Annotated in this window: 27 protein-coding genes and 1 tRNA gene; 17 read left to right on the top strand and 11 right to left on the bottom strand. The window is 72.0% G+C overall.

The window, feature by feature from the left end:
- Window positions 1–632: 632 nt before the first annotated feature.
- Window positions 633–709 (bottom strand) — tRNA-Pro (locus HHX40_RS34480).
- A gap of 35 nt (window positions 710–744) precedes the next feature.
- Complete coding sequence (locus tag HHX40_RS34475; RefSeq protein ID WP_111700471.1) at window positions 745–1677, bottom strand: metallophosphoesterase; 933 nt, start codon at window positions 1675–1677, stop codon at window positions 745–747.
- Window positions 1678–1758: 81 nt separating this feature from the next.
- Here HHX40_RS34475 and HHX40_RS34470 point away from each other — a divergent pair, with 81 nt between their 5' ends.
- Window positions 1759–2214 (top strand): GatB/YqeY domain-containing protein, encoded by a 456-nt coding sequence (locus HHX40_RS34470; protein ID WP_111700472.1) that lies wholly within the window; start codon window positions 1759–1761, stop codon window positions 2212–2214.
- Window positions 2215–2353: 139 nt separating this feature from the next.
- On the opposite strand, the gene HHX40_RS34465 is transcribed toward HHX40_RS34470, so the two are convergent.
- A complete protein-coding gene (locus tag HHX40_RS34465) occupies window positions 2354–4534 on the bottom strand; it encodes a transglycosylase domain-containing protein (protein ID WP_310738405.1) in 2181 nt (726 codons plus the stop codon).
- A gap of 312 nt (window positions 4535–4846) precedes the next feature.
- Here HHX40_RS34465 and HHX40_RS34460 point away from each other — a divergent pair, with 312 nt between their 5' ends.
- The gene (locus tag HHX40_RS34460) at window positions 4847–5143 is read left to right on the top strand and encodes a WhiB family transcriptional regulator (protein ID WP_030506755.1); all 297 of its coding nucleotides are present in this window, start codon (window positions 4847–4849) and stop codon (window positions 5141–5143) included.
- A 36-nt stretch (window positions 5144–5179) separates the two neighbouring features.
- Here the strand turns inward: HHX40_RS34460 and HHX40_RS34455 are convergent, their stop codons facing one another.
- Both HHX40_RS34455 and HHX40_RS34450 read right to left on the bottom strand, forming a co-directional pair.
- The gene (locus HHX40_RS34455; protein ID WP_182883888.1) at window positions 5180–6319 is read right to left on the bottom strand and encodes an ArsA family ATPase; all 1140 of its coding nucleotides are present in this window, start codon (window positions 6317–6319) and stop codon (window positions 5180–5182) included.
- Between the two features lie 44 nt (window positions 6320–6363).
- Window positions 6364–7401 carry an ArsA-related P-loop ATPase gene (locus HHX40_RS34450; RefSeq protein ID WP_310738404.1) on the bottom strand — a complete coding sequence of 346 codons (1038 nt, stop codon included), beginning with the start codon at window positions 7399–7401 and terminating at the stop codon, window positions 6364–6366.
- A 172-nt stretch (window positions 7402–7573) separates the two neighbouring features.
- Between HHX40_RS34450 and HHX40_RS34445 the strand changes: the two genes are divergently transcribed.
- The 4 genes from HHX40_RS34445 to HHX40_RS34430 all read left to right on the top strand — a co-directional run bounded on the left by HHX40_RS34445 (window position 7574) and on the right by HHX40_RS34430 (window position 9929).
- The gene (locus HHX40_RS34445) at window positions 7574–7726 is read left to right on the top strand and encodes a DUF4177 domain-containing protein (protein WP_076440089.1); all 153 of its coding nucleotides are present in this window, start codon (window positions 7574–7576) and stop codon (window positions 7724–7726) included.
- Window positions 7726–8187, top strand: a complete 462-nt coding sequence (locus HHX40_RS34440) for a RidA family protein (protein ID WP_182872938.1) — start codon at window positions 7726–7728, stop codon at window positions 8185–8187. The genes HHX40_RS34445 and HHX40_RS34440 overlap by 1 nt, the downstream gene beginning before the upstream one ends.
- A gap of 105 nt (window positions 8188–8292) precedes the next feature.
- Window positions 8293–9129 carry an NUDIX hydrolase gene (locus HHX40_RS34435; RefSeq protein ID WP_182883887.1) on the top strand — a complete coding sequence of 279 codons (837 nt, stop codon included), beginning with the start codon at window positions 8293–8295 and terminating at the stop codon, window positions 9127–9129.
- Window positions 9126–9929 (top strand): MBL fold metallo-hydrolase, encoded by an 804-nt coding sequence (locus tag HHX40_RS34430; protein WP_222867862.1) that lies wholly within the window; start codon window positions 9126–9128, stop codon window positions 9927–9929. The genes HHX40_RS34435 and HHX40_RS34430 overlap by 4 nt, the downstream gene beginning before the upstream one ends.
- Here the strand turns inward: HHX40_RS34430 and HHX40_RS34425 are convergent.
- On the bottom strand, window positions 9926–10606 hold the full coding sequence (locus HHX40_RS34425; protein ID WP_111700476.1) for a Crp/Fnr family transcriptional regulator: 681 nt from the start codon (window positions 10604–10606) through the stop codon (window positions 9926–9928). The genes HHX40_RS34430 and HHX40_RS34425 overlap by 4 nt on opposite strands.
- Window positions 10607–10957: 351 nt before the next feature.
- Here HHX40_RS34425 and nth point away from each other — a divergent pair, with 351 nt between their 5' ends.
- On the top strand, window positions 10958–11707 hold the full coding sequence (gene nth, locus HHX40_RS34420; protein WP_182872936.1) for an endonuclease III: 750 nt from the start codon (window positions 10958–10960) through the stop codon (window positions 11705–11707).
- 151 nt (window positions 11708–11858) lie between these two features.
- The gene (locus HHX40_RS34415; RefSeq protein WP_310738403.1) at window positions 11859–12554 is read left to right on the top strand and encodes a CoA pyrophosphatase; all 696 of its coding nucleotides are present in this window, start codon (window positions 11859–11861) and stop codon (window positions 12552–12554) included.
- Here the strand turns inward: HHX40_RS34415 and HHX40_RS34410 are convergent.
- Window positions 12501–13217: a HEAT repeat domain-containing protein gene (locus HHX40_RS34410; RefSeq protein ID WP_220499937.1), complete on the bottom strand. Its 717-nt coding sequence runs from the start codon at window positions 13215–13217 to the stop codon at window positions 12501–12503. The genes HHX40_RS34415 and HHX40_RS34410 overlap by 54 nt on opposite strands.
- Before the next feature lie 71 nt (window positions 13218–13288).
- Between HHX40_RS34410 and HHX40_RS34405 the strand changes: the two genes are divergently transcribed.
- On the top strand, window positions 13289–14473 hold the full coding sequence (locus HHX40_RS34405) for a MarP family serine protease (protein WP_182872935.1): 1185 nt from the start codon (window positions 13289–13291) through the stop codon (window positions 14471–14473).
- An 11-nt stretch (window positions 14474–14484) separates the two neighbouring features.
- Here the strand turns inward: HHX40_RS34405 and HHX40_RS34400 are convergent, their stop codons facing one another.
- The 4 genes from HHX40_RS34400 to acs all read right to left on the bottom strand — a co-directional run bounded on the left by HHX40_RS34400 (window position 14485) and on the right by acs (window position 18891).
- On the bottom strand, window positions 14485–14970 hold the full coding sequence (locus HHX40_RS34400; protein ID WP_182883885.1) for a DUF309 domain-containing protein: 486 nt from the start codon (window positions 14968–14970) through the stop codon (window positions 14485–14487).
- Between the two features lie 184 nt (window positions 14971–15154).
- Window positions 15155–16075: an alpha/beta fold hydrolase gene (locus HHX40_RS34395; protein WP_182872934.1), complete on the bottom strand. Its 921-nt coding sequence runs from the start codon at window positions 16073–16075 to the stop codon at window positions 15155–15157.
- The gene (locus HHX40_RS34390) at window positions 16065–16565 is read right to left on the bottom strand and encodes a phage holin family protein (RefSeq protein ID WP_182883884.1); all 501 of its coding nucleotides are present in this window, start codon (window positions 16563–16565) and stop codon (window positions 16065–16067) included. The genes HHX40_RS34395 and HHX40_RS34390 overlap by 11 nt, the downstream gene beginning before the upstream one ends.
- A 349-nt stretch (window positions 16566–16914) precedes the next feature.
- Complete coding sequence (gene acs / locus HHX40_RS34385; protein WP_182883883.1) at window positions 16915–18891, bottom strand: acetate--CoA ligase; 1977 nt, start codon at window positions 18889–18891, stop codon at window positions 16915–16917.
- A 274-nt stretch (window positions 18892–19165) separates the two neighbouring features.
- Between acs and HHX40_RS34380 the strand changes: the two genes are divergently transcribed.
- The 8 genes from HHX40_RS34380 (at window position 19166) to HHX40_RS34345 (ending at window position 26571) form a co-directional block, all read left to right on the top strand.
- The gene (locus HHX40_RS34380; RefSeq protein ID WP_182883882.1) at window positions 19166–19942 is read left to right on the top strand and encodes a Fic family protein; all 777 of its coding nucleotides are present in this window, start codon (window positions 19166–19168) and stop codon (window positions 19940–19942) included.
- 931 nt (window positions 19943–20873) lie between these two features.
- Window positions 20874–21959 carry a septum site-determining protein Ssd gene (ssd, locus tag HHX40_RS34375; protein ID WP_182883881.1) on the top strand — a complete coding sequence of 362 codons (1086 nt, stop codon included), beginning with the start codon at window positions 20874–20876 and terminating at the stop codon, window positions 21957–21959.
- Complete coding sequence (locus HHX40_RS34370) at window positions 21956–23146, top strand: TadA family conjugal transfer-associated ATPase (RefSeq protein WP_182883880.1); 1191 nt, start codon at window positions 21956–21958, stop codon at window positions 23144–23146. Before ssd ends, HHX40_RS34370 begins: the two co-directional genes overlap by 4 nt.
- On the top strand, window positions 23133–23891 hold the full coding sequence (locus HHX40_RS34365; RefSeq protein ID WP_310738402.1) for a type II secretion system F family protein: 759 nt from the start codon (window positions 23133–23135) through the stop codon (window positions 23889–23891). Before HHX40_RS34370 ends, HHX40_RS34365 begins: the two co-directional genes overlap by 14 nt.
- A 193-nt stretch (window positions 23892–24084) precedes the next feature.
- Entirely contained in the window at window positions 24085–24834 is a 750-nt protein-coding gene (locus HHX40_RS34360; protein WP_182883879.1) for a type II secretion system F family protein, read from the top strand.
- Between the two features lie 234 nt (window positions 24835–25068).
- Window positions 25069–25524, top strand: coding sequence for a DUF4244 domain-containing protein (locus HHX40_RS37425; RefSeq protein WP_259404159.1), 456 nt, complete (start codon window positions 25069–25071; stop codon window positions 25522–25524).
- Between the two features lies 1 nt (window position 25525).
- Window positions 25526–26185 (top strand): TadE family type IV pilus minor pilin, encoded by a 660-nt coding sequence (locus tag HHX40_RS34350; RefSeq protein ID WP_182883878.1) that lies wholly within the window; start codon window positions 25526–25528, stop codon window positions 26183–26185.
- Complete coding sequence (locus tag HHX40_RS34345; RefSeq protein ID WP_182883877.1) at window positions 26182–26571, top strand: Rv3654c family TadE-like protein; 390 nt, start codon at window positions 26182–26184, stop codon at window positions 26569–26571. Before HHX40_RS34350 ends, HHX40_RS34345 begins: the two co-directional genes overlap by 4 nt.
- Window positions 26572–26862 lie beyond the last annotated feature (291 nt).

Below are 26862 nucleotides of genomic sequence, written 5' to 3'. Positions count from 1 at the left end.
CAAACGCTGGGTGACCCGATGGAAGGCCGCCCTCAACGCCTTCGCCATCACCTTCGAAGGCCGCCTGACCCCAACCGCCCGATAGAACCAATCAAGACCGAGTTACACCGTTGATTGGACAGACCCGAGCATCAAGGTGGGATCGCGTGGACCGAACGGTTGTCCACTGCCTGTATCGAGATGATGCTCGTCGAATCCGCCTGCCTGGATGGCGCTCGGGAGATGCATGGGGAGCTGCTCGAAAACGAAATCGCCGATGTGGAGCGCAAATTCACGCCTTTGGCGCTTCCGCCACTGCCCATTGGGCATATGGAATGCGCCCCAGCGAGCCGCTGGTACGTCGGGGAGGACGTGATCGTCTCCCTTGACCGGTTCCACTCCATCCCCGATGAGTACGAGCATCTGAGTGGGCCTTGGCATCGGCCATGGAGTCGAGCCGGTCTCAGGATCCACGGGCGCACACCTGAGGCCATCAACGTTATGCGTGAGACTCTGCCCCGAGAGTGGTTCCACTGGGAGTGGCCTCGGTTGGGAGATCCGTACCCTCCGAAGCCGTAGTCACTCAGTTAGTCACTCAGCAACGCAAAAGGCCGGTTCCGATCTTCGGAACCGGCCTCTCAGCTGGTACTACATGGTCGGGGTGGCGGGATTTGAACCCACGGCCTCTTCGTCCCGAACGAAGCGCGCTGCCAAGCTGCGCTACACCCCGGTCGCTTGGACTTTTCGTCCTGCGCCTCGGCAAGTCTAGCGGACTTTGCGGCCGCTTGTGCCATCGGACGCGACCGGCCGGCGCGGGACGAGGGTCAGGAGGGTCGCCTCGGGCGGGCAGGCGAAACGCGCGGGCGCGTACGGGGAGGTGCCGAGGCCGGCCGAGACGTGCAGCCAGGAGCTCTCGTGCCTGCTCAGGCCCTTGACCCGGGCGCGGTCGATGCCGCAGTTGGTGACCAGGGCGCCGTAGAACGGGATGCAGAGCTGGCCGCCGTGGGTATGGCCGGCCAGGAGCAGCTGGTACCCGTCATCGGCGAAGCGCGACATGTTGCGCGGCTCCGGCGAGTGCATGACGCCCAGGCGGAGGTCGGCGTCGGCGGGAGCCGGGCCGGCGATGTCGTCGTAGCGGTCCCGGTCGATGTGGGAGTCGTGGATCCCGCCCACGTGGACGTCGAGGTCGGCCACCTTCAGGCGGGCCGTCGTGTTGTTCATGTCCAGCCAGCCGGCCTCCCGCATCGCGGCGCCGAGCTCCTCCCAGGGCAGGTTCGGCACGTGCTGCCGGGAGTCGCCCTTCGACGTACGCCAGAGGTAGCGGACGGGGTTCTTCGGCCGGGGGGCGTAGAGGTCGTTGGAGCCGTAGACGAACAGGCCCGGCCGGTCGAGCAGCGGATCCACGGCACGCATGTACGCCTCGACCGCGTCGGGATGCGCCAGCGTGTCGCCGGTGTTCACGACGAGGTCGGGGTTGAGCGACGCCAGCGACCGCACCCACTTGATCAGCCGGTCGCGGCGGGGGGTGAGATGCAGATCGGAGATCTGCAGGATCCGGACCGGCCGCTGCCCGGGAGCGAGAACGGGGACGTCGAACCGGCGCAGCCGGAACCAGTTCCGCTCGATCACGGCGGCGTAACCGGCACCGGCGACGCCGAGGCCGAGCACTGACAGGGGAATCGCGGCGGCTTTCCTCACACAGCCATGATGCCCGACCTTCGCGCCGCCTCCCGCATAACCTGGCGAAGACCGGGCCCCCGGCACGGCAAGATGGGACGCATGAGTGCGTTGAAGGACAAGCTGAAGGCCGACCTCGCGGCCTCGATGAAGGCTCGTGACGAGGTGCGCCTCCGGACGATCCGGATGGCGCTGGCGGCCGTGAACGTCGAGGAGGTCGCCGGCAAGGAGGCCCGCGAGCTCAGCGACGACGAGGTGGTCAAGATCCTGACCCGCGAGGCCAAGAAGCGTCGCGAGGCCTCCGAGGCGTTCGCGGGCGCCGGTCGGGCCGAGCAGGCGCAGGCGGAGCTGGACGAGCAGGCGGTGCTGGAGGAGTACCTCCCCGCCCAGCTCAGCGACGACGAGCTGAACGCGCTCGTCGACGAGGCGATCGCGGAGAGCGGGGCACAGGGCCCCAAGGCGATGGGCCAAGTCATGAAGGTCCTGAACCCGAAGGTCGCGGGCCGGGCCGAGGGCGGCCGCGTCGCCCAGGCCGTACGCGCCCGTCTGTCCGCCTGACCTCCGCGACACCGGGCCGGGCGGACTCCGCCGAGTGCCCGGAGACCGGAGTGCCCGGGAGACCGGAGAGTCCCCGTACGCCGATGGGCCGCCCCTCTGGAGAGGAGCGGCCCACCGGAAGGGAAGCCGGTCGAAGACCTCAGTTGAAGGGGTCGAACGGCTGGTTGCCGAACGGCCGGTCCGGCCCGCGGCCGTTGCCGCCGCCGCGCCCGCCGTCACCGCCGGGACCACCACCGGGACCACCGCCATGGCCGCCGGGCTCCGACTTGGGCTTGGGCGGGGGCGCGCACTGGTGGGCGCAGCCGCCGAACCGCGACATGTCCGGATTGGTGAACGACGACTTGTCCACGCCCTTGAGCGCCGACAGGAACGTCGCCTTCCAGATCGGTCCCGGGATGGTGGCGCCGAAGACCGAGCCGTACGTCCGGCCTCCCATCACCTGGCCGGGGAGCGGGTACCGCATCGGGCCGCGCGGGTCGCCGAGGCTGACGGCGCCAGCGAGGTCGGGAGTGAAGCCGGCGAACCAGACGGTGCGGGACTGGTCGCCGGTGCCGGTCTTGCCCGCGGCGTCCCGGCCGATGCCGCCGACGGGGGACATGGTGCCCTTGGTGAACACGCCCGCCAGGATGTGCGTGACCGCGTCCGCGACCTCGGTCTCGATGGCCTGCTTGCAGGACGGCTTGAACGAGGTCACCTTGTTGAAGCGGTCGGTGATCTCGGTGATCGCCATGGGCTTGCAGTACTTGCCGCGCGCCCCGATGGCCGCGTAGGCGCTGGCCACGGTCACCGGGTCCATCTCGTTGAAGCCGAGCGTGAACGTCTGGAACTCGCGCAGCTTGCCGCCGTCGGCCCGCTTGATGCCGAGGTCCTTGGCGGTCTTGACGACGTCACAGAGCCCGACCCGCTGCTCCAGGGCCATGAAGAAGGTGTTGACCGACTTCCAGGTGCCCGTCTGCAGGGTCAGGAACCCGCCGCTGCCGCCCTCGGAGTTGTGCTGGACGCCCCGGGGGTCGCCGACGAGGTTCCCGTTGCAGTCCTTGAACGCCGAGGGGCCGCTGGCCTGGAAGGTCGCGCCGGTGTTGAGGCCGTCGTTGAACTTGTAGCCCTCCTTCAGCGCGGTGATCAGCGTGAAGACCTTGAACGTCGATCCCGCCTGGAAGCCGGCGCCGCCGCCGTGCAGCGCGTCGGCCACGACGTTGATCGACATCTCGTTCTTCTTCTTGCTGGTGCCGAACTTCCGGCTGGCGGCCATCGCCTTGATGGCGCCCGTGCCCGGCTCGACCAGCGCCTCGGAGGCGACCGGCTTGTCGGAGGGGTGGACGTACTTCTTGATCGCCTTCTCGGCGGCCTTCTGCATCTTCGAGCTGAGCGTGGTCCTGATCGTCAGGCCGCCTCGCGCCAGGAAGTCCTGCCGGGCCTTCTTGGACTTGCCGAACTGCGGGTCGTTGAGGATCTCGTTGCGCACGTACAGGCAGAAGTACGGGTAGCCGCTCTCCTCGCAGCCGCCGGGGATCTCCTTGTCCTTCCACCCCAGCTTCTTCTTCTTGGCCTCGTCGCGCTCGGCCTCGGTGACGATCTTCAACTCGGCCATCCGGTCGAGCACGACGTTGCGCCGGGCCAGCAGCCGGTCCCGGAACGTCTTGCCCCGGTTGGGGTCGGTGGCGTTCGGGTCCTGTACGGCTCCCGCCAGCGTCGCGGCCTGGGCCAGAGTGAGCTCGGACGCGTGCTTGCCGAAGAAACGCTTGGAGGCGGCCTCGACGCCGTACGCGCTGGCGCCGAAGTAGGCGATGTTGAGATACCGGTTGAGGATCTCGTCCTTGCTGTACTTCTGCTCCATCGTCATGGCGTACCGGATCTCGTTGAGCTTGCGCCCCACGGTCGGCGCCACGGCGGCGGCCTTCTCCTCGTCGGTCTCCGCCTTGTTGAACAGCACCTGCTTCACGTACTGCTGGGTGATGGACGAACCGCCCTGGGTCACCCCGCCCGTGGTGATGTTCTTGACCAGCGCGCGGGTCGTGCCCTCCAGGTCGAGCGGGCCGTGCTCGTAGAAGCGGAAGTCCTCGATCGCCACGATCGCCTTCCGCATGATCGGGGCGATGCGGTCCATCGGGACCGACTCCCGGTTCTCGAAGTAGAACTGGGCGAACGGCTTGCCGTCCGCGTCGAGGAGTACGGTCTTCTCGGGCAGTGGCGGTTCGTCGAGGTCGGCCGGCTTGAGGCTCAGGGTCTCGATACCGGACTTGACCGAAACGCCCGCCCCGCCCACGGCGGGTAGTGCAATCGCCGCCGCCAGCACGCCCGCGACTCCCGCGGCGCCCACGAGGCGCAGGACGGCGGCTGACCGAGATGCCAGTGTTTTACCGTGAGCTTGCACGGAACCAAGGGTACGTCCGTTTGGTGCCTCACCAGGCATCGGCCTCACGGCTCGGCATTACCCCGGGGAGGGGGGACTAGTCATTCCCGGCCACATGGCCTGACTTGACCATGTACGAATTTGGTCCCCCCGGGGTATGTCGGATCGATCGTTTCGTTGCGTACGTTCTCCTCTGCGGCTACTGCAATACAGGAGGCCCGACGCCCGCGCCCGTCGGCCGAAACAACGACTGACCACCTAAGGGGAGTGGGGTCGCACATGTGGATCACGGATTGGACCTCCCGTGCCGCCTGCCGAGGTGCGGATCCTGACGCGCTCTTCGTGCAAGGCGCCGCCCAGAACCGGGCGAAACTCATCTGCCGTGGATGCCCCGTCCGTACCGAATGCCTCGCCGATGCGCTGGACAACCGCATCGAGTTCGGGGTGTGGGGCGGGATGACGGAGCGGGAACGCCGCGCGCTGCTCAGGCGCCGGCCCGACGTGGAGTCCTGGCGGGACCTGCTCGAGTCCGCCAAAGAGGAGTACGAGCGGACCAACGAGTTGATCGCCGGCTGACCGGCGGCCGGCCTCCTCCCCGAGGGGCGCCGGACGTCACGACGCGAGGAGCTGCCCGATCTGGCGAAGTCCCGCCAGATCGTGCACGTCCTCCGGCATCGCGGGCACCTGCGCGATCGGCACCGTGGGATGGGCCGACGTGAAGTGCTCCCGCTGGCGCTGTTCCCGTGCGGCGAGCTGCATCCTTCCGGCGTGCAGCCGCAGTACGGCCGCGGTCAGCTCGTGCTCGCCCCGGGCCTCCAGGTCCTCGGCGGCGGCGGAGCTCCGGGCCGCGGACAGCGAGGGCGCCGGCGACCGGTGCACCCGGTTGACGACCAGCCCGGCCAGCGGCATGCGCTCCTCGGCGAGCCGCTCGACGAAGTAGGACGCCTCGCGCATCGCGTCGCGCTCGGGCGCGGCGACGACGAGGAAGGCGGTCCCGGGCGCCTGGAGCAGCCGGTACGTCTGCTCGGCCCGCTGGCGGAACCCGCCGAACACGGCGTCGAGCGCGGTGACGAACAACTGGATGTCCCGGAGCACCTGGGCCCCGATCACCTTCGTCAGGATGCCGGCGACCACGCCGAAGCCCGCGTTGAGCAGCTTGAACGCGCTGCGCCCGCCGGCCTTGGCGGGCGCCGTGAGGATGCGGATGAGCCGCCCGTCGAGGAACCGGCCGAGCCGTTCCGGCGCGTCGAGGAAGTCGAGCGCCGACCGCGAGGGCGGGGTGTCCACCACGATCAGGTCCCACTCGTTCGAGCGGCGGAGCTGGCCGAGCTTCTCCATCGCCATGTACTCCTGCGTGCCGGAGAAGCTGGACGACAGGGACTGGTAGAAGGGGTTCGTCAGGATCTGCTCGGCCCGCTCCGGATCGGCGTGCGCCTCGATGATCTCGTCGAAGGTCCGCTTCATGTCGAGCATCATCGCGTGGAGCTCGCCGCCGGTCTCCCCGCCGCCGTCGGCGCCGTCCACCCGCCTGGGCGTGTTGTCGAGCTCGGTCAGGCCCATGGCCTGGGCCAGCCGCCGGGCGGGGTCGACGGTCAGGACGACCACGGAGCGGCCGCGCTCGGCGGCGCGCAGCCCGAGGGCCGCGGCCGTCGTGGTCTTGCCGACGCCGCCGGAGCCGCAGCATACGATGATCCGGGTGTCCGGGTCGTCCAGAATCGCGTCGATGTCCAGCGCGGGCGCCGTCCTGGTCACAGCTCAGCCTCTCAGTCGGTGGGCGGGAAATCGGTCGGCGGGCGTCACACGGCGCCCTGGGCGCGCAGCGCGTCGGCCAGCTCGTAGAGCCCGGCCAGGTCGGCGCCGTCGGGCAGCAGCGGCAGGTCGTACCGCGGCGTTCCGGCCTCCTCCAGCTCCGCGCGCTCCCGTCTCTCCAGCTCCGCGCGCAGGGCGTGCTCGGCGACCTCCTCGGCGAGCGCTTCGGCGATGGCCGAGGCGCCGGCGGAGGCGTCGGCCAGCCCGGCGGCCTTCAGGCCGAGCGCGATCTCGGCGGCGTCGAACCGGCCCTCGGCGGCGGCCTTCAGCGCCCGCGCGGGCAGCAGGGCCGGGCGCACCATGTTGACGAACACCCCGCCGACCGGCAGCCCGGTCTCCCGGAGCTCCGCGACGCCGTCCAGCGTCTCCTGGACCGGCATCTCCTCCAGGAGCGTCACGAAGTGGACCGCCGTCTCCGGGGACGCGAGGACGCCTCTCACCAGGTCGGCGTGGTTCTTGATCGGACCGACCCGGGCGAGCCCGGCGACCTCCTGCGTCACGTTCAGGAAGCGGGAGATGCGGCCGGTCGGCGGCGCGTCCATGACGACCGCGTCGTACACCCTCCGGCCCAGCTTGTCGCGGCGCCGTACGGCCTCGCTGGTCTTGCCCGTCACCAGGACGTCCCGCAGGCCGGGGGCGATCGTGGTGGCGAAGTCGACCACGCCGATGCGGGTCAGCGCCTTGCCCACCCGCCTGATGCCGTAGAACATCTCCAAGTATTCGAGCATGGCCTCTTCGGGATCGATGGCCAGCGCGTACACGTCCCCGCCGCCGGGCGCCACCGCGATCTTGCGCTCCTCGTACGGCAGCGGAGGGAGATCGAACGCCTGGGCGATGCCCTGCCGTCCCTCGACCTCGACGAGCAGGACCTTGCGTCCGCCCGCCGCGAGGGCCAGCGCGAGCGCCGCGGCGACCGTCGTCTTCCCGGTGCCGCCCTTGCCGCTCACCACGTGCAGCCGCACGCCGTCCCAGTCGGTGTCGCGGGTCTCCCCGCCTCCGCCGCGCCTGCTGGTCGGCTGACTCACCGTGCCTCCTCCGGCCGGCCGGCGAGATCGCCTCCGCGGATCGTCGCGCGGTAGTTCCCGTCGGCGTGCCTGCTCCACTCGCCCACGTGAGGAAGGCTACCCAAGGCTCACCTGCCGATTCGCGCCGGTCGTCCCCGAGCGCGGAGAGGCTGTGCCTCGATAGCCTTTGCCCATGACCAAGTGGGAATACGTCACGGTGCCGCTGCTCACCCATGCTACGAAGCAGATCCTGGACAACTGGGGTGAAGACGGGTGGGAGCTCGTCTCCGTCATCCCGGGGCCCAACCCGGAGCAGCTGGTCGCCTACATGAAGCGGCCCAAGTGATGGCCACTCCGGAGGAGCGCCTCGCCGAGCTCGGGATCACGCTGCCCGAGGTCGTGCCTCCGCTGGCCGCGTACGTGCCGGCCGTACGGACGGGCGGCCACGTCCACACCTCGGGCCAGCTTCCGCTGGTGAAGGGCGAGCTGAGCGTCACCGGCAAGGTCGGGGCGGAGGTCTCGCCCGAGGAGGCGAAGGAACAGGCGCGGATCTGCGCCGTCAACGCGCTGGCGGCCATCCGGTCCGTCGTCGGCGATCTGTCGCAGGTCGTGCGGATCGTGAAGGTGGTCGGGTTCGTCGCGAGCGCTCCCGGTTTCACCGGGCAGCCGCAGGTCGTCAACGGCGCGAGCGAACTGCTCGGCGAGGTGTTCGGCGAGGCGGGGCGGCACGCGCGGAGCGCGGTCGGCGTGGCGGTCCTGCCGCTCGACGCGGCCGTGGAGGTGGAGGTCGTCGCGGAGGTCCGCTGACCGCCGCAGGGTGGCGCGTCGGAGACCCGTCGATTGCGGTCACGGGACGGCGTACGGGAGCATGGGGCCGGTCGGACCGATCCTTGTTCTGGTTGGGAGGGCTCCATGGGGTTTCCGCTGCCGGGTCATCTCGGCGAGCGGGCGCGGGAGATCCTGGCCGGCCGTCTGGCTCCCGTCCCGGCCCGTGACGCGGCCACGGTGGTGCTGCTCCGCGACGACCCCCTTGAGGTGTATCTCCTCAGGCGGCACGCGACGATGGCCTTCGCGGCCGGCGCGTACGTGTTTCCCGGTGGGTCGGTCGACCCGCGGGACGCCGACCAGGCCGTGGCCTGGGCCGGTCCCTCGCCCGCCGAGTGGGGTGCGCTCCTGGGGACCGGAGAGGGCACGGCGCGGGGCCTCGTCTGCGCCGCCGTACGCGAGACGTTCGAGGAGTCGGGCGTGCTCCTCGCCGGGCCGGGCCCGCGGACCGTGGTGACCGACACCACCGGCGACGACTGGGAGGCCGACCGCCTCGCGCTGATCGCGCGCACGCTGTCGTTCGCCGAGTTCCTCGACCGGCGGGGGCTGGTGCTGCGGTCCGACCTGCTCAAGGCGTGGGGACACTGGATCACCCCGGTCATGGAGACCCGGCGGTTCGACACCCGCTTCTTCGTGGCCGCGTTGCCGTCCGGGCAGCGTACGCGTGACGTGGGCGGCGAGGCGTCCGAGGTGGCGTGGATGCGGCCCGGGGACGCCCTGGCCGCCGCGCGGGACCGTACGGCGTTCTTGATGCCGCCGACCTTGCGGACGTTGACCGAGATCGCCGCTTTCGAGACGATCGGCGATGTGTTGTCCTGTTCCCGGTCGATCACGACCATCATGCCCGCCCCTGCCGAGGTGGACGGCCGGATGGTGCTGGTGATCCCCGAGGAGATCCCCGAGGTGGGGAGGGCGGGCGCGTGAGCGGCCTGCGCATTCCCCTGGACGGCGCGGAGGGCCCGGACGGGGCGGGTACGGCGACCGCCGTGAACGTGCTGGCGCCCAACCCGTCGCCGATGACGCTCGACGGCACCAACACGTGGATCGTCGGCGGGGCGGACGCCGTACTGGTCGTCGATCCCGGGCCGGACGACGAGGCGCACCTGCGGCGGGTCGCCGAGCGGGTGGACGGCCGCCGGGTGACGGCCGTACTGCTCACGCACGGGCACGCCGACCACAGCGAGGGGGCGGGCCCGCTCGCGCGCCTGCTCGGCGCTCCGGTGCGGGCGCTCGACCCCCGGCACCGCCTGGGCGAGGAGGGCCTGGACGACGGCGACGTCGTCACTGCGGGCGACGTGGAGGTCAGGGTCGTCGCCACGCCGGGGCACTCGTTCGACTCGCTGTGCTTCTGGCTGCCCGGCGACCGGGCGATGCTCACGGGAGACACCGTCCTCGGCCGGGGGACGACGACGATCGCCCCCGACGGGGACCTCGGCGACTACCTGCGCAGCCTGGACCGGCTCAGGCAGGGCGCGGAGATGCTGGAGGCCACCGCGTTGCTGCCCGGCCACGGCCCCGTCCTGCCCGATCCCGCCGGGGTCCTGAACGCGTACGTCGTGCACCGCCGGATGAGGCTGGAGCAGGTCCGCGAGGCGATCCGCAGGGGCGCCAGGGACGCGCGGGAGATCGTCGAGATGATCTACGCCGACGTCGACCCGGCGCTGTGGCCGGCCGCCGAGATGTCGGTCGCGGCCCAGCTCGACTACCTCAAGACCACCCTTTAGCGGGAGCGGTTGAAGAGCCGTTCCCTGTCCATGATCACGACGGCCTTGGCCTCGATGCGCAGCCAGCCGCGCTGGGCGAAGTCGGCGAGGGCCTTGTTGACCGTCTCGCGCGAGGCGCCCACGAGCTGGGCCAGCTCCTCCTGCGTGAGGTCGTGGTGCACCCGGATGCCGTCGTCGGTCTTGTGCCCGAAGCGGTCGGCGAGGTCGAGAAGCTGCTTGGCGACCCGGCCGGGCACGTCGGTGAAGACGAGGTCGGCGAGCACGTCGTTGGTGCGGCGCAGCCGCTGCGCGAGGGCACGCAGCAGGTGGAGGGCGACCTCGGGCCGCCCGGTCAGCCACGGGCGGAGGTCGTCGTGCCCGAGCCCGGCCAGGCGGACGTCGGTCAGCGCGATCGCCGAGGCGGTGCGGGGGCGGGGGTCGAACAGCGACAGCTCGCCGAACATCTCGCCCGGGCCGAGCACGCTGAGCAGGTTCTCCCGGCCGTCGGGGGCTGTGCGCGCCAGCTTGATCTTGCCTTCGAGCACCACGTAGAGCCGGTCGCCCGTCTCGTTCTCACTGAAGAGGGTGCGCCCCTTGGGCAGCTCCACCTCGGTGATGCTCGTACGCAGCGCCGCGGCGCTCTCGCGGTCGAGCGCGGAGAACAGCGGCGCCTTGCTCAGTACTTCCTCGGTGCTCACGGTGCCTCCTTGCTGCGGGCGCGCTCGGTCGCCGGCTCCGTGCTAGCCATTGTGACCCACACCCTTCCCGGCGCATTACGGGGTGTCCTGTTGCGTCGTACGAGCGCCGGCCCCGGCTCGCAGTCGTGTGCGTCGCGCCTGGCGAAACTAGACAATCTTCGCGAAACCCATTCTTACGCCCATCCCGCGCTCGACCGGCTCGGGCGGCCGGCCGTCCCCCTACGGGCACAGTGTATTGCGCTGCGTACGGACAAATTGGCAAATACGGGCAGCATATGCGGCATGTATGACAAGGCGGTCGACCCGACGGGACGGGAGGTGGGCGGTCGCCGGAGGGCCTACGCTTGCGGCATGGCGACGAACCCGGCCGTGAACACGGCTGTCCCGCGACGGCGCCGACGCGAGGCCGAGACCCGCCTGGGCCTGGTGCGGCGAGCGCGGCGGATCAACCGGATCCTGGCCGAGACCTACCCCGACGCCCACTGTGAGCTGGACTTCGGCAATCCCCTGGAGTTGCTGGTCGCCACGATCCTCTCGGCGCAGTGCACCGACAAGAGGGTCAACATGGTCACGCCGGTGCTCTTCGCCAAGTACCGGACGGCGGCCGACTACGCGGGCGCCGACCGCGCGGAGCTCGAAGAGATCATCAAGTCGACCGGGTTCTTCCGGGCGAAGGCCAACAGCATCATCGGGATGGCGCAGGCCCTCTGCGAGAGCCACGAGGGAGAGGTCCCCGGCAGGCTCGCCGACCTGGTCAAGCTGCCCGGCGTGGGCCGCAAGACGGCCAACGTGGTGCTCGGCAACGCCTTCGACGTGCCCGGGATCACCGTCGACACGCACTTCCAGCGGCTGACGCGGCGGTTCGGCTGGACGGCCGAGACCGATCCCGTCAAGATCGAGCACGAGGTCGGGGAGCTGATCCCGAAGCCGGAGTGGACCATGCTGTCCCATCGGCTGATCTGGCACGGTCGCCGCATCTGCCACGCCCGCAGGCCTGCCTGCGGCGCGTGTCCTCTCGCCGAGCTCTGCCCGTCGTACGGCACCGGTCCCACGGATCCGGAGGAGGCCCGCAAGCTTGTGAAGGCGGGCCCGTTCTCCTGACGCCTCCCGGCCCCGGTGCCGGGAGTCCGGTGAACGGCGCCTCCCCGGCGCGTCCTCGGTGTGAAGCCGGTCGGGAAAGCGGTGGGAGACCGGCGGGAAGTTCGCGCCCACGCCGATGGTTGTACGGCACACCCGGCCGGCGCATGTCCGCGTGCCCGGCCGCCCCGACGATGTGGAGGTGGTCGTGGTGGAGGTGGTCGCGGCTCCCGACTGGCTGACCCGGCTCGCCGCGAAGGCCGCGCACAGCCCTGTCCCCACCGCGCTGCGGCCGCCCGCGAACGGCGCCGGTCGCTCGGCGGCGGTCCTGCTGCTGTTCGGCGAAGGGCCGCAGGGCCCGGACATCCTGCTCATCCAGCGCAGTTCGAAGGGCCGGGTGCACGCCGGCCAGCCCGCGTTCCCCGGCGGCGGCGTCGACCCCGACGACGACGGTCCGGTCGGCGCGGCCCTGCGGGAGGCCGGGGAGGAGACCGGCCTCGACCCCGCCGGCGTCGAGGTCGTCGGCACCATGCCCGAGCTCTACATCTGGCACAGCGACAACCGGGTGACGCCGGTGCTCGGCTGGTGGCACACGCCGTGCGCCGTGCACGCGGCCTCTCCCGACGAGGTCGAGACCGTCGAGCGGGTGCCGATCGAAGAGCTGGTGGACCCCGCCAACCGGCTGCGGCTGCGTCACCCGCGCGGAGTGGTCCCGTCCGTGGCGTTCCGCGTACGGGGCCTGCTCGTGTGGGGTTTCACCGCCGGTGTGCTCGACGGCGTGCTGACCGCGGCCGGTTTCGAGCGGCCCTGGGATCGATCACGGATCGAGGACCTGCCCCCCGAGGTCGTCGACCTGGCCGCGCGAGGCTGAGCTTCGCTTCGTGGGCGCGGCGTTCGGCGCCAGGCCGTTCAGGGACAGGCCGAGCGCGGCCCAGTCGGCGACGTCCTCGTCCGCGTCGGCCGCCAGGCGGCGCAGTGCCGCCAGTCCCGCGGTGTCGGGCGGATCGCCCATGACATGCGGAAGGGCGTAGGCCGCGCCGTACCTGACGGTGGGGTGCTCGTGCGCCGCGAGGTCGATCACGGACGGCAGCGCTCTCCCGTCGCGCAGATGGCCGAAGGCGATCAGCACCGAGTAGAGCACCCTCGGATCGTCCTCGTCCGCCGCCAGCGCGCGGAGCACGGGCAGCGTGCGGTCCCTCAAGGGATGGTCCCGGCCGAGCTCGCCGAGGATGTCGGCCCCCAGCACCCGCTCGGCGGGGTCCGCGCTCACGCAGAGCCGCCGGGCGAGGGCGAAGGTCTCCGGGTCGCCCCGCGCCTGCAGTGTGGTGATCGCCCGCCACCTGACCGGCCCGTCCGGGTCCGTGTCGGTGAGCGCGATCCTGATCAGCTCGTGCGCGGGCTCCCCGCCGCCGTCGCCTCGCCCCGCGGCCTCGTCCGCCGTGTCCTTCGCGTCCGCCGTGTCCTTCGCGTCTTCTGGGCCCCGCGCGCCGTCGTCGCGGTCCCCAGCCGCGGGTGGCCGTTCCGATACCCCCATGTCGTCACGATATCGATGAGACTCCAGGGACGCCCGCACGACGAATGGCGTGGCTGGATACCGTGGTAGCTGTGAGCGGCGATCTTCTGGATCTCATCCTGATCGGCCTGGTTGTGGCCTTCGCGGTATCCGGCTATCGGCAGGGATTCATCATCGGGGCCTTCAGCTTCATCGGATTCGTCGGTGGCGCCGTTCTGGGGATGTTCATCGCGCCTCCGCTGGCCGGGGCGATCGTGAGCGGTGACACCGAGCGGGCGCTGCTGGCGATCGTGATCGTCTTCCTGGCGGCGACCATCGGGCAGTTCGCGTCCTCGACCATCGGCGCCGTCGCCCGGAGCCACGTCACCTGGGAGCCCGCCCGGATGGTCGACGCCTTCGGCGGGTCGGTGGCCAGCGGGTTGTCGGTCCTGGTCATCGCCTGGCTCATCGGCTCGCTCATGGTCTCGATGAGCTTCGCGCTCATCAAGGAGCAGATCAACGGCTCGCTGGTGCTGCAGACCGTCGACGAGGCCATCCCGGACGGCGTACGGGCCCTGCAGAAGCCGTTCAGGGACTTCGTGGAGACCTCCGACTGGCCGCAGGTCATCACCTCCATCGGCGGCCAGAACGTGGCGCCGCCGGACCAGACCCTGATCAACGCGAGCCCCTCCCTGGTCCGGGCCCGCCGGGCGATCGTCAAGGTGCAGGGCACCGCGCCGAGTTGCCGCAAGCGCATCGAGGGGACGGGATTCGTCTACTCCCGGCAGCGGATCATGACCAACGCCCACGTCGTCGCCGGGGTCACCGAAGGACTGCGGGTGACCGACTACCGCGGTGACCAGCACGACGCCCGGGTGGTGCTGTACAACCCCGAACGCGACATCGCGGTGCTGTTCGTCCCCGACCTCCAGATCGGGACGCTGCGCTTCGACACGGTCGCCAGAAGGGGCGACAGCGCGATCATCGCCGGATATCCGAAGGACCAGGGCTTCACCCCGCTCGCCGCGCGGATCAGGGTCAAGCAGCGCGCCGAGATGTACGACATCTACAACAAGCGGAAGGTCGAGCGCGAGGTCTACGCCATCCGGGGCAAGGTGCAGCCGGGCAACTCGGGCGGGCCGCTGCTGAGCCCGGACGGCAAGGTGTTCGGCGTGATCTTCGCCGCCGCGACCGACACGCCGGAGACGGGCTTCGCCATGACGGCCGAGGAGGTCCTGCCCGACGCCCAGGACGGCAGCCACGCGGTCGGCCCGGTGAGCACCGAGGGCTGCGACTGAGCTCCGCGCTCCTAGGGCTCGGCCGGGGTCAGGAGGGCGCGGACCGCGGAGATCGCCGTGCCGGCGACGGCGTCTCCCTCGTCGATCGCGGTCGTGATCGCGTCGGCCTGTACGGCCAGAGCCCGCAGGTCGAGCCCGTAGGGCCGGGTGGACCCGTACGCGCCGAGGCGGGCGGAGCCACGGGTCAGCAGGGCGGCGGCGCCGGAGAGGTTGCCGCGCTGGAGGTGCGTGAGACCGACGCAGATCTGGGCCAGTCCCTGCCACAGCTCGCGTTCCTCGTCGGGGCCGGTCTTCCAGCGGGCCTCCAGCACCTCGTGCGCGTGGAACGGCCGTCCGTCGGCGAGCAGGCTCCTGGCCTGCTCCAGCGCCTCCTCCGGGCCGGGGGCGTAGTCGTCGGGCACGCGGGGAACCCCTTCGGCCCCCCGGGGCAGTGGCCTGCCGTACTCGTCACGAGGGCGTGCGTTGCGGGGACGTCCCGCTTCGTCACGGTCACGCATGGTCTCTCCTCAGGGCGCGTGGGCGGTTCACGGCGACCGAAGGACCAGCGACCTTCCCGGCGGACGCGATAGATCAACCAAGAAGTTGGGCCACTTCAGGGCACATTTCTACTATCTTCTGCAAGATCACGGGTAGGGTTCCGGCCCTTGGCCGCGGGTGGCACGCACGAACGGCGGGGCGGGATCAGCGGTCGGGCTCGGGGTCGGCGAGCCAGGAGATCAGCTCGGTGTTGAACTGGCCGGGGCGTTCCTCGTGCGGGAAGTGCCCGGCGCCCTCGATCAGCCGCCACCGGTACGGCGCGGCGACGAACCGGCCGGACCCCTGGGCGGTCCGCGGCAGGACGCAGGGGTCGAGCGCGCCGTGCATCTGCAGCGTCGGGGCCTCGACCTCGGCGCGCATCTGCCGCGCGTAGCGGAAGCCGTCCGGGCGGATCTGCGAACGGGCGAACCAGCGGTAGTACTCCAGGGCGCAGTGCGCCACGGTCGGGATCCGCATCGCGTCGCGGTAGACGCGGGTCGCCCCGTCGCCCGGCCACTGCGGCCCGGCCCACCTGTCGATGATCCGCCCCACGGCGGCGCCGCTCCGCCGGGTGAGCTTCCGCTCGGGGAGGAAGGGAAGCTGGAAGCCCAGGCCGTAGCGGCTGGCCCTGAGCTGGCCGAGCGGATCGGTGAACAGGGCGGCGCGCATGCGCAGCGGGTGCGGCGCCGACACCGGGACCAGGCGTCGCACCACCTTGGGATCGAGGACGCTCATCGTCCAGCCGAGGAGGCCGCCCCAGTCGTGACCCACCACGATCGCGCTCGTCTCGCCGAGCGCCCGCACCAGGCCCGCCGCGTCCACGGCCAGCGTGGGCAGGTCGTAGCCGCGCGGCGGCTTGTCGCTGCCGCCGTAGCCGCGCAGGTCGACGGCGACGGCGCGGTAGCCGGCCTCGGCCAGCGCCGGAAGCTGGTGCCGCCAGGTCCACCAGAACTGGGGGAACCCGTGCAGCAGCAGGATCAGCGGCCCGTCTCCGGCCTCCGCCACGTGGAACCGCACGCCGCCCGCGTACACGACCCGGTGCGTCCAGGGGCCGTCGGCCTCGATCAGCGACTCGTCAGTGGCCATCACGGATGGACTCCCGGTGAGCGCCCACCTGCCCGGCCGTCGGGCCGGTGTAGGGCGGCGGTGCGGGAGTCTCGGCCGCCATGGCGGGGACGGGGGCCGTCTCCGGCAGCGGCGCCTCCGCCTCCTCGGGGCCCGCGAGGCCACGCAGGCTCCGCATGGTGCGCTTCATCCCGGCCAGCCCCTTGAGCCGGCGGTAGCCGACGAAGACCAGCAGCCCGGCCATCAGGAGGTAGAACACGGTGACGATGGTGAAGGCGAGCCAGGTGGCCAGCCCGAGCGCCACGAGGCCGTACGCGATCGCGAACGAGGCCAGGATCAGGCACAGGTGCCCGATGAAGGCCGCGGCGCCGAACATCCCGGCGGCCATCCCGACCCGTTTCGCGTCGAACTTGAGCTCGGCCTTCGCCAGCTCGATCTCCGACCGTACGAGGGTCGAGATGTGATGGCTCGCCTGGGCGACCAGCGCGCCGAGCGATTCGTCCTCGGGCATCAGCGATCTCCTATCTGCGACTATCAAACATCATCTCGTCTCCGTCCGCGCACGCGAACAGGAAGACCCCCGCCTGTGGACAACCTCAGCCCGCCCGGCGGGCATGCGGGGGACCTGCCCACAGGCGGCTGGATTATGACGCCGAAGGCGATCCGGCGTCTCCCCGTCACGGCGCATCGCCGCCGCCGGGGCCGCGGGAAAGCCGGGGCCGCGGACAAGCCGAGCCACGGGAAAGCCGGGCCACAGGAAAGCCGGGACGGAGAAGGCGTGGACGCAGGCTCCGTCCACGCCTTCCACGATCCGTCCGCGGCCTCCGATCACCGAACCGCCCGGGGGCCGGGCCGGCGGATCAGTCGTCGCTCTTGGCGCTGGGCAGCTTCTCCGCGATGAGGTTCATCACGGAGCTGTCGGTGAGCGTGGTGACGTCGCCGAGCGACCGGTTCTCGGCGACGTCGCGCAGCAGGCGGCGCATGATCTTGCCCGAACGGGTCTTCGGCAGCTCGGGCACCACCAGGATCTGCCGCGGCTTGGCGATCGGGCCGAGCGTCTTCGCCACGTGGGCGCGCAGTTCGGAGGCGATGTCCTCGCTCTCCTCCGCGCCGCCGCGCAGGATGACGAAGGACACGATGGCCTGGCCGGTCACCGGGTCGGTGGCGCCCACGACGGCCGCCTCGGCCACCTTCGGGTGGCTGACGAGCGCGCTCTCGACCTCCGTCGTGGAGATGTTGTGCCCGGAGACGAGCATGACGTCGTCCACCCGGCCGAGCAGCCACAGGTCGCCGTCCTCGTCGCGCTTGGCGCCGTCGCCCGGGAAGTACATCCCCTCGAACCGCGACCAATAGGTGTCGATGTAGCGCTGGTCGTCGCCCCAGATGGTGCGGAGCATGGCCGGCCAGGGCTCGCGGACCACGAGGAAGCCGCCGCCGCCGTTCGGCACGGACTCGCCCTGGTCGTCGACGACGTCGGCCACGACGCCGGGCAGCGGGCGCATGGCCGCGCCGGGCTTGGCGGCCGTGACGCCCGGCAGCGGGCTGATCATGATGCCGCCCGTCTCGGTCTGCCACCAGGTGTCCACGACCGGGCAGCGGTTCGCGCCGATGTGCTCGCGGTACCAGACGTACGCCTCGGGGTTGATGGGCTCGCCGACCGAGCCGAGTACGCGCAGGGACGACATGTCGTACTTCGCAGGGATGTCGTCACCCCACTTCATGAACGTACGGATCGCCGTGGGGGCGGTGTAGAGGATCGTGACCTGGTACTTCTGCACGATCTCCCAGAAGCGGCCCCGGTGCGGGGTGTCCGGGGTGCCCTCGTAGATCACGCTGGTCGCGCCGTTGGCGAGCGGGCCGTACACGATGTAGGAGTGCCCGGTGACCCAGCCGATGTCGGCCGTGCACCAGTAGATGTCGGTCTCGGGCTTGAGGTCGAAGACGGCGTGGTGGGTCCACGCGACCTGGGTGAGGTAGCCGCCGGTGGTGTGCAGGATGCCCTTGGGCTTACCGGTCGTGCCGCTCGTGTAGAGGATGTAGAGCGGGTCCTCGGCGTCGTGCGGCACGGGCTCGTGCTCGGAGGGCTGGCGCTCGACGAGGTCGTGCCACCAGACGTCGCGCTCGTTCACCGGGACGTCCTGCCCGGTCCTGCGTACGACGAGCACGTGCTCGATCCCGGGACAGTCGGCGACCGCCTCGTCCACGGTCGGCTTGAGCGCGCTCGGGGCGCCGCGGCGGTATCCGCCGTCGGCGGTGATCACGATCTTGGCGTCGGCGTCGTCGATGCGGCTCTTCAGGGCGGACGCGGAGAATCCGCCGAAGACCACCGAGTGGATCGCCCCGATCCGGGCGCAGGCCAGCAGCGCGATCGGCAGTTCGGGGATCATCGGCATGTACACGGCGACCCGGTCGCCCTTGCGCACGCCCAGCTCCTCCAGCGCGTTGGCCGCCTTGGCGACCTCTTTCTGCAGGTCGGCGTAGGTGATCGTACGGGTGTCGCCCTCCGGCTCGCCCTCCCAGTGGTAGGCGACCTTGTCGCCCCGGCCGGCCTCGACGTGACGGTCGACGCAGTTGTAGGCGACGTTCAGCTTGCCGCCGACGAACCACTTGGAGAAGGGCGGCTTCCACTCCAGCGTGGTGTCCCAGCGCTCTGCCCACGTGAGGCGCTCCGCGGCGCGTTCCCAGAAGGCGAGCCGGTCCTGGGCGGCCTCCTCGTAGGCGTCCGCCGTGACGTTGGCGGCCGACGCCAGGTCCGCGGGAGGCTCGAACCGGCGCGTCTCACTCAGCAGGTTCGACAGCGTCTCCTGGGTTTCCTGACCAGGGGTCTCGGTGGCCACTCCGTACTCCTTCACAGCGTCTTCGGGTTGTCTCTCGTTCGGCCGCCTCGGCCAAGCTGGGGTATGTCGTGTCCCACTTCACCAGGCGAGCGGCGTCAAGTACAAGTAATCCGGGCAGGCACGCCGTAGCTTCGCGTTGTCCGTGGTAACAGGGCTATGACCGGCAAACTTAGTGACAGGTGGGAAGCCCGCCGAGATCGCGTACGCGCGTCTGCGGTGAGCGGGCGCACCTCCTCGGCGAACGACTTCCTACCGGCCGGTATGGTCGGGGGCTGTGAGCGATCCGCTGGCCGTCGTCGCCGGGCTGCCCGGCGTGCCCGAGGCCGTACAGGAGGCCCGGGAGGCCGTCGACCGGCTCTACCGGCACCGGGTGCTGCGGCGGCGCGGTCCCGAGGTGTCGGCCGAGTCGGCGCTGCGCGGGGCCCGCGCCTCCGCCGCGCTCGAAGGCGTCGACGTGCCTCTTGAGCAGCTGCGTACTGGGGAGGTGGCCGACCCGGTGGCGCAGGGCGCGCTGCGCGCGTCGGCCGAGCTCGGACGGCTGACTGCCACGTGGCGGCCGGCCCCGCGTCAGGTCCTCGCGCGGCTGCACACGCTGGCGGCCGCGGGCCTGACGGCCGACCCCGGGAGGCCGCGTACGGTTCCCACGACCGCCGATCCGCTCGGTCTCGGCCCGGCCCCCGGTCCAGAGGAGACCGCGGCCCGCATGTCGGCGCTGGCCGGGCTCGTGACCGGCTCGTCCACGGTGCCCGCGCTCGTGCTCGCCGCGGTCGTGCACGCGGAACTGGTGGTGCTGCGGCCCTTCGGCGTCGCCGACGGCCTGGTCGCCCGCGCCGCCGAACGGCTCACGCTCGTCGGCCTCGGTCTCGATCCCAAGTCGCTCGCCGCCGTCGAGGTGGGGCACGCCGATCTGGGCGACGCGTACGCGGAGAGCCTGAGGTCGTACCTGAAGGGGACGGGCGAGGGCGTCGGGACCTGGATCCGGCACTGCGCCACGGCCGTCGTGCTCGGGGTGCGTGAGACGACGGCGATCTGCGAGGCCATGTCCCGCTGAGCGACCCCTTTTGCGGGGGGTCCGGCGTTTTTTCCGGGGGAAGCCGGGGGGAGCCGCGCATCTTCTGGGGTGTCCGGCACGCCGATGTTCCGGGGTGTCCGGCACGCCTATGTTTCGGGCGTTCGGCAGGCCGACAAAGCGGACGGCGTCCCTGGTGTGGAACGCCGTCGCAAGTACACGTCACCGGGTTACCAAGCGTGCACCTCGTATTTGTCGGAGCGGGTCAAGCCCGTCTCGACACGCCTCCCGCGGCTGGTCGCGCGTGGGTACCCGATGCGGTACGCGGACCCTCAGGCCCGTAATCCCTTTTTACGTCCGAATCCTCGGGATGGAAAGCCCTGGGCGCGGAAGCTTTACCGAGAGTATGCGACTTTCATGGCCCTTCATCCTCTTTAGCACCCTTTTTCCTGATTGTGACGCCTGTGAAGGATGGGGCGAGGCGGGGCACGTGATGCGATGCGCCCCCTGGCGCACCGTTGCGATTGCGCGTGTTCACATGTAACACTGACTCGGAGAAAAAATTTTACTCAAATCGGCGGCGGGCTCGACCTACCTCTCCCGATCAGGCAGCATACGGGTGCGTCTCCCCCCAGAGGCGGCATCTGTGTCATCGGAGCGGCGGACCTCTTGCCACGCCCCGGCTTCGTGTTTAAAGCTTTCGGAATAACGGCCCGGCTCTACCCCCCCAGAGCCGGACCCACGGCGACCCCCGCTATCCCCCCCGGCGGGGGTCGCCCTTTTTCTCCGGCCGGCTCCGGCCGGTCTCCGTGCGCTCTCCGATCGGCCTCCCATCGGTCTCCGCTGTTGCCCCGCGTCCGGATGGTGGCGGCGTCGTCCACAGAACGCGCGTCGTCCACAGGACCCGGTCCGCGCCCCGCCGGGGTTCCGGTCCTGCCGCATCGTGGTGCTCCCGGACGACAGGGAGAAGCCGATGCAACGCCCGCTGGCCGTAACCGACGATCAGGAACTCCTCGACGATCTGCTCCGCATCGCCGCCGCGGCGGGCGTCGAACTGGACGTCGCCCAAGCGGCCGCCCATGCCCGGCCGTACTGGATCCGGGCGCCGCTGGTCGTGGTCGGGGCCGACCTGGCCGACGACCTCGCCGTGACCGGCCCGCCGCCCCGGCCGAACGTGGTCGTCGTCACGCGGGCGGCCGGCGATCCCGACATGTGGCGCAGATGCGTGGCCGTGGGCGCGCGCACCGTGCTGGAACTGCCCGAGGCCGAGCGGCTTCTGGTCGAGGAGTTCGGCGACGCGGCCGAGCCGGAGACCCGGGCCGGGACGGTCGTCTGCGTCGCCGCCGGCAAGGGCGGTGCGGGCGCCACCGTCCTCGCCGCGTCCCTGGCGCTCACGGCGTCGCGTCGCGGGCTCCGCACGCTGCTCGTCGACGCGGACCCTCTCGGCGGCGGCATCGACGTGCTCCTCGGCCAGGAGGAGGCGCTGGGCGCCCGCTGGCCCGACGTCGCCGGACGGGAGGGCCGGGTGAGCTATGCCGCGCTCCAGGAGGCGCTGCCCACCTTCGGAGAGCTCACCGTGCTCTCGGCGCACCGCGGGGAGCCCGTGCGCATCCCCCGCGAGGCGATGCGCGCCGTGCTCGACGCCGCGCGGCGCGGGTGCGACCTGGTCGTCGTGGACCTGCCACGCCATGTGGGGGAGGGTGAGGCGGAGGCGCTGACAAGGGCGGCGGCGACGATCGTCGTCGTCCCCGCCGACCTCCGGGGAGCGCTCGCCGCCGCCCAGACCGTGACGCTGCTGCGCCCCGGGACCGGCGACCTGCGCCTGGTGATGCGGGCCGGATCGCTGGACTCCCAGGTCGTCGCGGCCTCCCTCGCCGTTCCGTGCGCGGGCGTGCTCCCCGAGGTACGCGGACTGGCCGAGATCCTGGACCGGGGAGACCCGCCGCCGCTGGGCCGCGCCCCGCTCGGGCGCTTCTGCGCGGATCTGCTCGACTCCCTGCCGGGCGGGCTCGGCGCCGGCCGGGCCGGGTGGTCGCCGCCGGCGACGGAGGGCCGATGAGCCGCGAGGGCCCGGCGACCGTGCCCGGCGTGAGCGCCGACCTGGTCGAGGCCGTCCGGGTACGGCTGTCGCACGCCCACGCCGCGCCCACCGCCGCCCAGGTGGCCGCGGCCCTGCGGGCGGAACGCGCGGTGCTCGGCGACGCCGAGGTGCTCGCCGTCGCGCGCACCCTGCGTGCCCATCTCATCGGCGCCGGGCCGCTCGAAGTCCTGCTGGCCGAGCCGGGTGTCACGGACGTGCTGGTCAACGGGCCGCGAGAGGTGTGGGTGGACGACGGGGACGGCCTGCGCCGCACGGGCGTGACGTTCTCCGGGGACGACGAGGTGCGCCGCCTCGCCCAGCGCCTGGCCGCGGCGGCCGGACGGCGCCTCGACGACGCCTGCCCCTACGTGGACGCCCGGCTCGCCGGTGGCGTGCGGCTGCACGCGGTGCTTCCCCCGATCGCCGCCGAGGGGACCTGCCTGTCCCTCAGGCTGCCGTCGCGGCGGACGTTCGCGCTGGAGGAACTCGCCGAGGAGGAGGGCGCCGCGATCCTTAGGGCGATTATGGCGGCGCGGCTGGCGTTCCTGGTCACCGGAGGGACCGGCACCGGCAAGACGACCATGCTCAGCGCCATGCTCTCCCTCGCGGGTCCGGACGAGCGCCTGCTGCTGGTCGAGGACAGCGCGGAGCTCCACCCGGCCCACCCCCACGTCGTACGGCTGGAGGCCCGGCCGCCCAACCTGGAGGGCGCGGGCGGCGTGGGACTGCGCGATCTCGTACGGCAGGCCCTGCGCATGCGGCCCGACCGCCTGGTCGTGGGCGAGGTGCGCGGATCGGAGGTCGTCGACCTGCTGGCGGCGCTCAACACGGGTCACGAGGGAGGCTGCGGCACGCTGCACGCCAACAACGCCGCGGACGTGCCCGCCCGGCTGGAGGCGCTCGCCTGCGCGGCGGGGCTGTCCCGGGAGGCGGTGCACAGCCAGATCGCCGCCGCCCTCGACCTCGTCGTCCACCTCGTACGGGAACCAGGTGGCGGCCGGCGCCGGGTCGCGGAGGTCTGCGTCCTCGAACGTGGGCCGTCCGGCCTGGTGACGGCGGTGCCGGCGCTGGCCTTCGACGCGGAGGGCCGGGTGAGCCGGGGGCCGTCCTTCGGCACGCTGCGGGACCTCTGCCCGGAGCCGGGAGGCCGTCGTGCCGCCCGCTGACGGCCGGTTCCTGTCCCTGGGGCTGGCCGCGGTGCTCGCCACGGCGCTCGCCGCCTGGCTGTGGGCCGGGCCGGAGCCCGCGGCGGCGCGGCTGGCCCGTCTCACCGGCGCACGGCGGGGGACAAGAGGCTCCGGCCGGTTGTGGACGGCACTCGCCAGGCCCCCGCGTCCGGGCGCTACCGCCGCGGCCTGGCGAGCGGTGTCCCTGGAGCTGTGCCAGGGCCTCGCGGCCGAACTGGCGGCGGGCCGGCCTCCCGGTGACGCCCTGGCGCGGGCCGTCTCGTCGGTGCGGCCGCCGGACCCCGCGGCGCTCGACCCGGTGATCGCCGCCGCGAGAGACGGCGGTGACGTCGCGGCCGCTCTGCTCGCCGCCGCGCCGGCCCGAGGCGGGGAGGGCCTGGTCCGGCTGGCCGTGTGCTGGCGGGTGAGCGTGGCCGCCGGCGGTGGTCTGACCGCGCTGGTGGAACGGGTGTGCGTGTCGCTGCGGGAGGCGCAGGCGCATCGCGAGGAGGTGGCGGCCCAGCTTTCCGGACCCAGGGCGACCGCCCGGATGCTGGCGGGCCTGCCCGCGCTCGGGCTGCTGATGGCCGCGGGTCTCGGCATGAACCCCTTGTCGTTCCTGCTCGGCGGCCCGGCGGGTCTCGCCTGCCTGGTCGCCGGGCTCGCCCTGGACGCCGCCGGCCTGTTGTGGACCCACAGGCTCGTCGCGCGGGCGGAGGAGCCCCCGGGCTCCGGCCCGCGCTGACCGGCAACAGGGCCGGCAACAGGTCGGCAACGGAGTCGGCGCAGGGTCGGGCGCGGGGCGCGGCGGCCCACCCCATGGTGTCGAGTGCCACAGCGCCGGGCGCGGAATCGTCGGGCGTCGGGCGCAGGGGAGCGAGTGTTCCTGCACAGGGGAAGGCCGGTGACGCATGCCGCCGGCGGAAGGGCGATGACGGATGATCTGCGTGCTGGCCGGGGTTCTGACGACGCTGGCCGTGCTGGCGTGGCCCGCTCGTCCTTCGGCCGCCGGGCGTCTCGCCGCCATCGCGTCGCCGCGTACACGCGGGGAGGCCGGCGCGACGGCGCGCCCGCCGGAAGGCGAGAGCATGTCCCGCCGGGGAGCGGCCGTCGCGCTGCCTGTGGGGTTCGCGCTCTTCCTACTGGTCGGAGGGCCCGCAGGCCTGGTGACAGGAGTGGCGGCGGCCTCGGGTGTCTTCATCGCCGTCCGTCGTCGGGAGCCCGCCGAGGCCGGGCGGCGGCGGGCGCGTATGGAGGCGGATCTCCCGTTCGCCGTCGACCTCATGGTCGCCTGCCTGCGGGCAGGACAGCCGATGAGCGGAGCCGTGGAGACGACCGCCGCCGCGATGCCGGGTCCGGTGAGCGAGCGGCTGACCTGGGTGGGCGCTCAGTTGCGCCTCGGCGCGGCCCCGGAGGACGCCTGGGCCGGGCTCTCGGCCGAACCCTCGCTCGCCGCCCTGTCCAGGGCCATGGTCCGTGCCGCTGCGAGCGGCGCGCCGGTAGCCGACGTCCTCACCAGGCTCGCCGACGACGCCCGACGAACCGCCAGGGCGACGGCATCGGCGGCGGCACGACGGGTGGGCGTCCACGCCGTGGCTCCGCTCGGGCTCTGCTTCCTCCCGGCCTTCGTCCTCCTCGGAGTCATCCCCATGGTCGCGGGCCTGGCGGGTCAGATCCTCCTGCCGTGAACAGCCTGTGGACACCGCCATCCACACCTGTGGACAGTGCGGGGTACGGCGGTTCGCCGAAGCCCCATGACCAGCGTGATCGGTATTCGGGCAGGGCTGCGGTCCCTGTGGAGAACGCGCTCGGCGGGAGCGTTGTCCACAGAACCGCGTTCGGCCCGAACGGGGTCGCCCGTCCTGCCGCAACCTGGCCTGGACGAGGGCGGACGAGCCGCCCCACACGGGTCAGGAGGACCGATGAGCAGGCACGCGGCGGCGACCGGCCGGACGAGCCGGACGGACAGCGAGCCCCGGCGGCGATCGGCGGCGGGCGCGGGCCGGCACCGGGCACGCTCAGGACGGTGGACGGCGCTCGGCGATGCCGTGTGGCGGGTGCTCGACCTCGCCTGTGGGCGAGGGGCGTGGCTCGTCGGCCCGGCCGTCGTCGCGGCCATGGCGTCCGGGCCGAAGCGAGGATGGCCGGGTATGCGGCGAGCCGTCGGAAGGGCCACAAGCCGGGCGCGGAAGCTGGGCATCCAATGGGTGGTGCAGGCGAGGACGAGGGCCGACGCGGGCATGTCCACCGCCGAGTACGCCGTCGGGACGATCGCCGCCTGCGGCTTCGCCGCGCTCCTCTACAAGATCGTCACCAGCGCGGAGGTGCGGTCCATGCTGGCCGCGCTGATCCAGAAGGCCTTGAAGCTGGCCGCCTGAGATGCCTGGGACGACGCGCCGGCCGGAGCGGGGTTCGGTGACGGCGGAAACCGCTGTCGCGCTTCCGGCACTGGTTCTGGTCCTGACCGCCTCCCTGTGGGCGGTGGCGGCCACGGACGCCCAGCTGCGATGTGTGGACGCGGCCCGGGCGGGCGCCCGGGCCGCTGCCCGGGGCGAGGCGCCGGAACAGGTGCGTGCGGTGGTCCTGCGACTGGCTCCGGCGGACACCACCGTGTCCGTCGCCGCGGGAGCGGGCACCGTCCGGGTCGAGGTGACCGCGACCGTCCGGCCGCTGTGGAGGTCGTTCCTGCCCCCGGTTCGCCTCAGGGCGAGCGCCGTCTCCGACACCGAACCCGGTGTCCTCCCGCCCCCGCCCGGGTCGCTCTCTGCGACACTCGGGCCCGCTCGGTCCATGCCGTCGACTCCGCCCAGGTCGCTCGGGTCCGCCACACTGAGGCCCGCCCGGTCCATGCCGTCGACTCCGCGCGGATCGCCAGGACCCGCGACCCCGGCTCTGCCGCCGCTGTCCATATCGTCGGGTGCGCCCAAAATGTCCGGAGCGCGGACGAGACGGGAGCGGGACGCCGGCCCGGGCGAAGCGCATGGTGGCGGCCGCTCCTCGCCCCACCTGGACGACGTCGGAACGCAGGAACGCCGATGAGGGGCGTGCCCGCCGGTGCGGACGTGGTGCGTCCTGCCCGGGAGCGGGGCTCGGCGACCATCTGGTCGATCACCTTGATGGCCGTCGTCTGGCTGGCGGCGATGGTCGTCGTCCAGGCGGGCCTCGCGCGGGTCGCGCGGCACCGGGCGCAGAGCGCCGCGGACCTCGCCGCGCTCGGCGCCGCCCGCTGGACCCTCGCGGCTCCGGAGGAGGCGTGTGACCGGGCACAGGCCATCGCGGTGGCCAACCATGCGTCCCTGCGGTCCTGCGCCATCGCGGAGGGTGTCGCGGAGGTCGAGGTGTCCGTACGGTTCGAGGTGCCGCTCCTCGGCACGGAGACGGCTGTCGCGTCCGCGACGGCCGGCCCGGCCGGTGCGACGGCATGAGGCGGGAGCGGGTGTCAGTGAGCGGGCGGACAAGTCGCCGCCCACGACCGTGGTGGCACTCGGCGAGGCGTAGTCGGCACGGCCACGCGAATCGAGGCCGTCGACCAGCGGCTTACTTGACGGACGGCACGCGGCGCTTTTCAGATCTTCCGCGATATGAAACTACTTGTGTCGCAATAGAATCACATCTTCTTAGACATAACGTCCAAGAGGGGGCGGCTGGCATAAAGTGCCCCGTACTCTCAGTCGCCCCACGCCTTCGGCCGGCCGAGGCAGGGGTGGACGGTTCTC

This window comes from Microbispora sp. H10949 (assembly GCF_014161435.1).
Lineage (GTDB): Bacteria > Actinomycetota > Actinomycetes > Streptosporangiales > Streptosporangiaceae > Microbispora > Microbispora triticiradicis.
The sequence above is the reverse complement of the archived record's forward strand: the minus strand, read 5'-3'. Positions and strand labels throughout refer to the sequence as shown.

What these genes read in the sequence shown, in the direction of transcription:
- HHX40_RS34470 (WP_111700472.1), top strand. Translation starts at nt 1,759, where the DNA reads ATGAGTGCGTTGAAGGACAAGCTGAAGGCCGACCTCGCGGCCTCGATG.
- HHX40_RS34460 (WP_030506755.1), top strand. Translation starts at nt 4,847, where the DNA reads ATGTGGATCACGGATTGGACCTCCCGTGCCGCCTGCCGAGGTGCGGAT.
- HHX40_RS34445 (WP_076440089.1), top strand. Translation starts at nt 7,574, where the DNA reads ATGACCAAGTGGGAATACGTCACGGTGCCGCTGCTCACCCATGCTACG.
- HHX40_RS34440 (WP_182872938.1), top strand. Translation starts at nt 7,726, where the DNA reads ATGGCCACTCCGGAGGAGCGCCTCGCCGAGCTCGGGATCACGCTGCCC.
- HHX40_RS34435 (WP_182883887.1), top strand. Translation starts at nt 8,293, where the DNA reads ATGGGGTTTCCGCTGCCGGGTCATCTCGGCGAGCGGGCGCGGGAGATC.
- nth (WP_182872936.1), top strand. Translation starts at nt 10,958, where the DNA reads ATGGCGACGAACCCGGCCGTGAACACGGCTGTCCCGCGACGGCGCCGA.
- HHX40_RS34410 (WP_220499937.1), bottom strand. Translation starts at nt 13,217, where the DNA reads ATGGGGGTATCGGAACGGCCACCCGCGGCTGGGGACCGCGACGACGGC.
- HHX40_RS34400 (WP_182883885.1), bottom strand. Translation starts at nt 14,970, where the DNA reads ATGCGTGACCGTGACGAAGCGGGACGTCCCCGCAACGCACGCCCTCGT.
- HHX40_RS34395 (WP_182872934.1), bottom strand. Translation starts at nt 16,075, where the DNA reads ATGGCCACTGACGAGTCGCTGATCGAGGCCGACGGCCCCTGGACGCAC.
- HHX40_RS34390 (WP_182883884.1), bottom strand. Translation starts at nt 16,565, where the DNA reads ATGCCCGAGGACGAATCGCTCGGCGCGCTGGTCGCCCAGGCGAGCCAT.
- ssd (WP_182883881.1), top strand. Translation starts at nt 20,874, where the DNA reads ATGCAACGCCCGCTGGCCGTAACCGACGATCAGGAACTCCTCGACGAT.
- HHX40_RS34370 (WP_182883880.1), top strand. Translation starts at nt 21,956, where the DNA reads ATGAGCCGCGAGGGCCCGGCGACCGTGCCCGGCGTGAGCGCCGACCTG.
- HHX40_RS34360 (WP_182883879.1), top strand. Translation starts at nt 24,085, where the DNA reads ATGATCTGCGTGCTGGCCGGGGTTCTGACGACGCTGGCCGTGCTGGCG.
- HHX40_RS37425 (WP_259404159.1), top strand. Translation starts at nt 25,069, where the DNA reads ATGAGCAGGCACGCGGCGGCGACCGGCCGGACGAGCCGGACGGACAGC.
- HHX40_RS34350 (WP_182883878.1), top strand. Translation starts at nt 25,526, where the DNA reads ATGCCTGGGACGACGCGCCGGCCGGAGCGGGGTTCGGTGACGGCGGAA.
- HHX40_RS34345 (WP_182883877.1), top strand. Translation starts at nt 26,182, where the DNA reads ATGAGGGGCGTGCCCGCCGGTGCGGACGTGGTGCGTCCTGCCCGGGAG.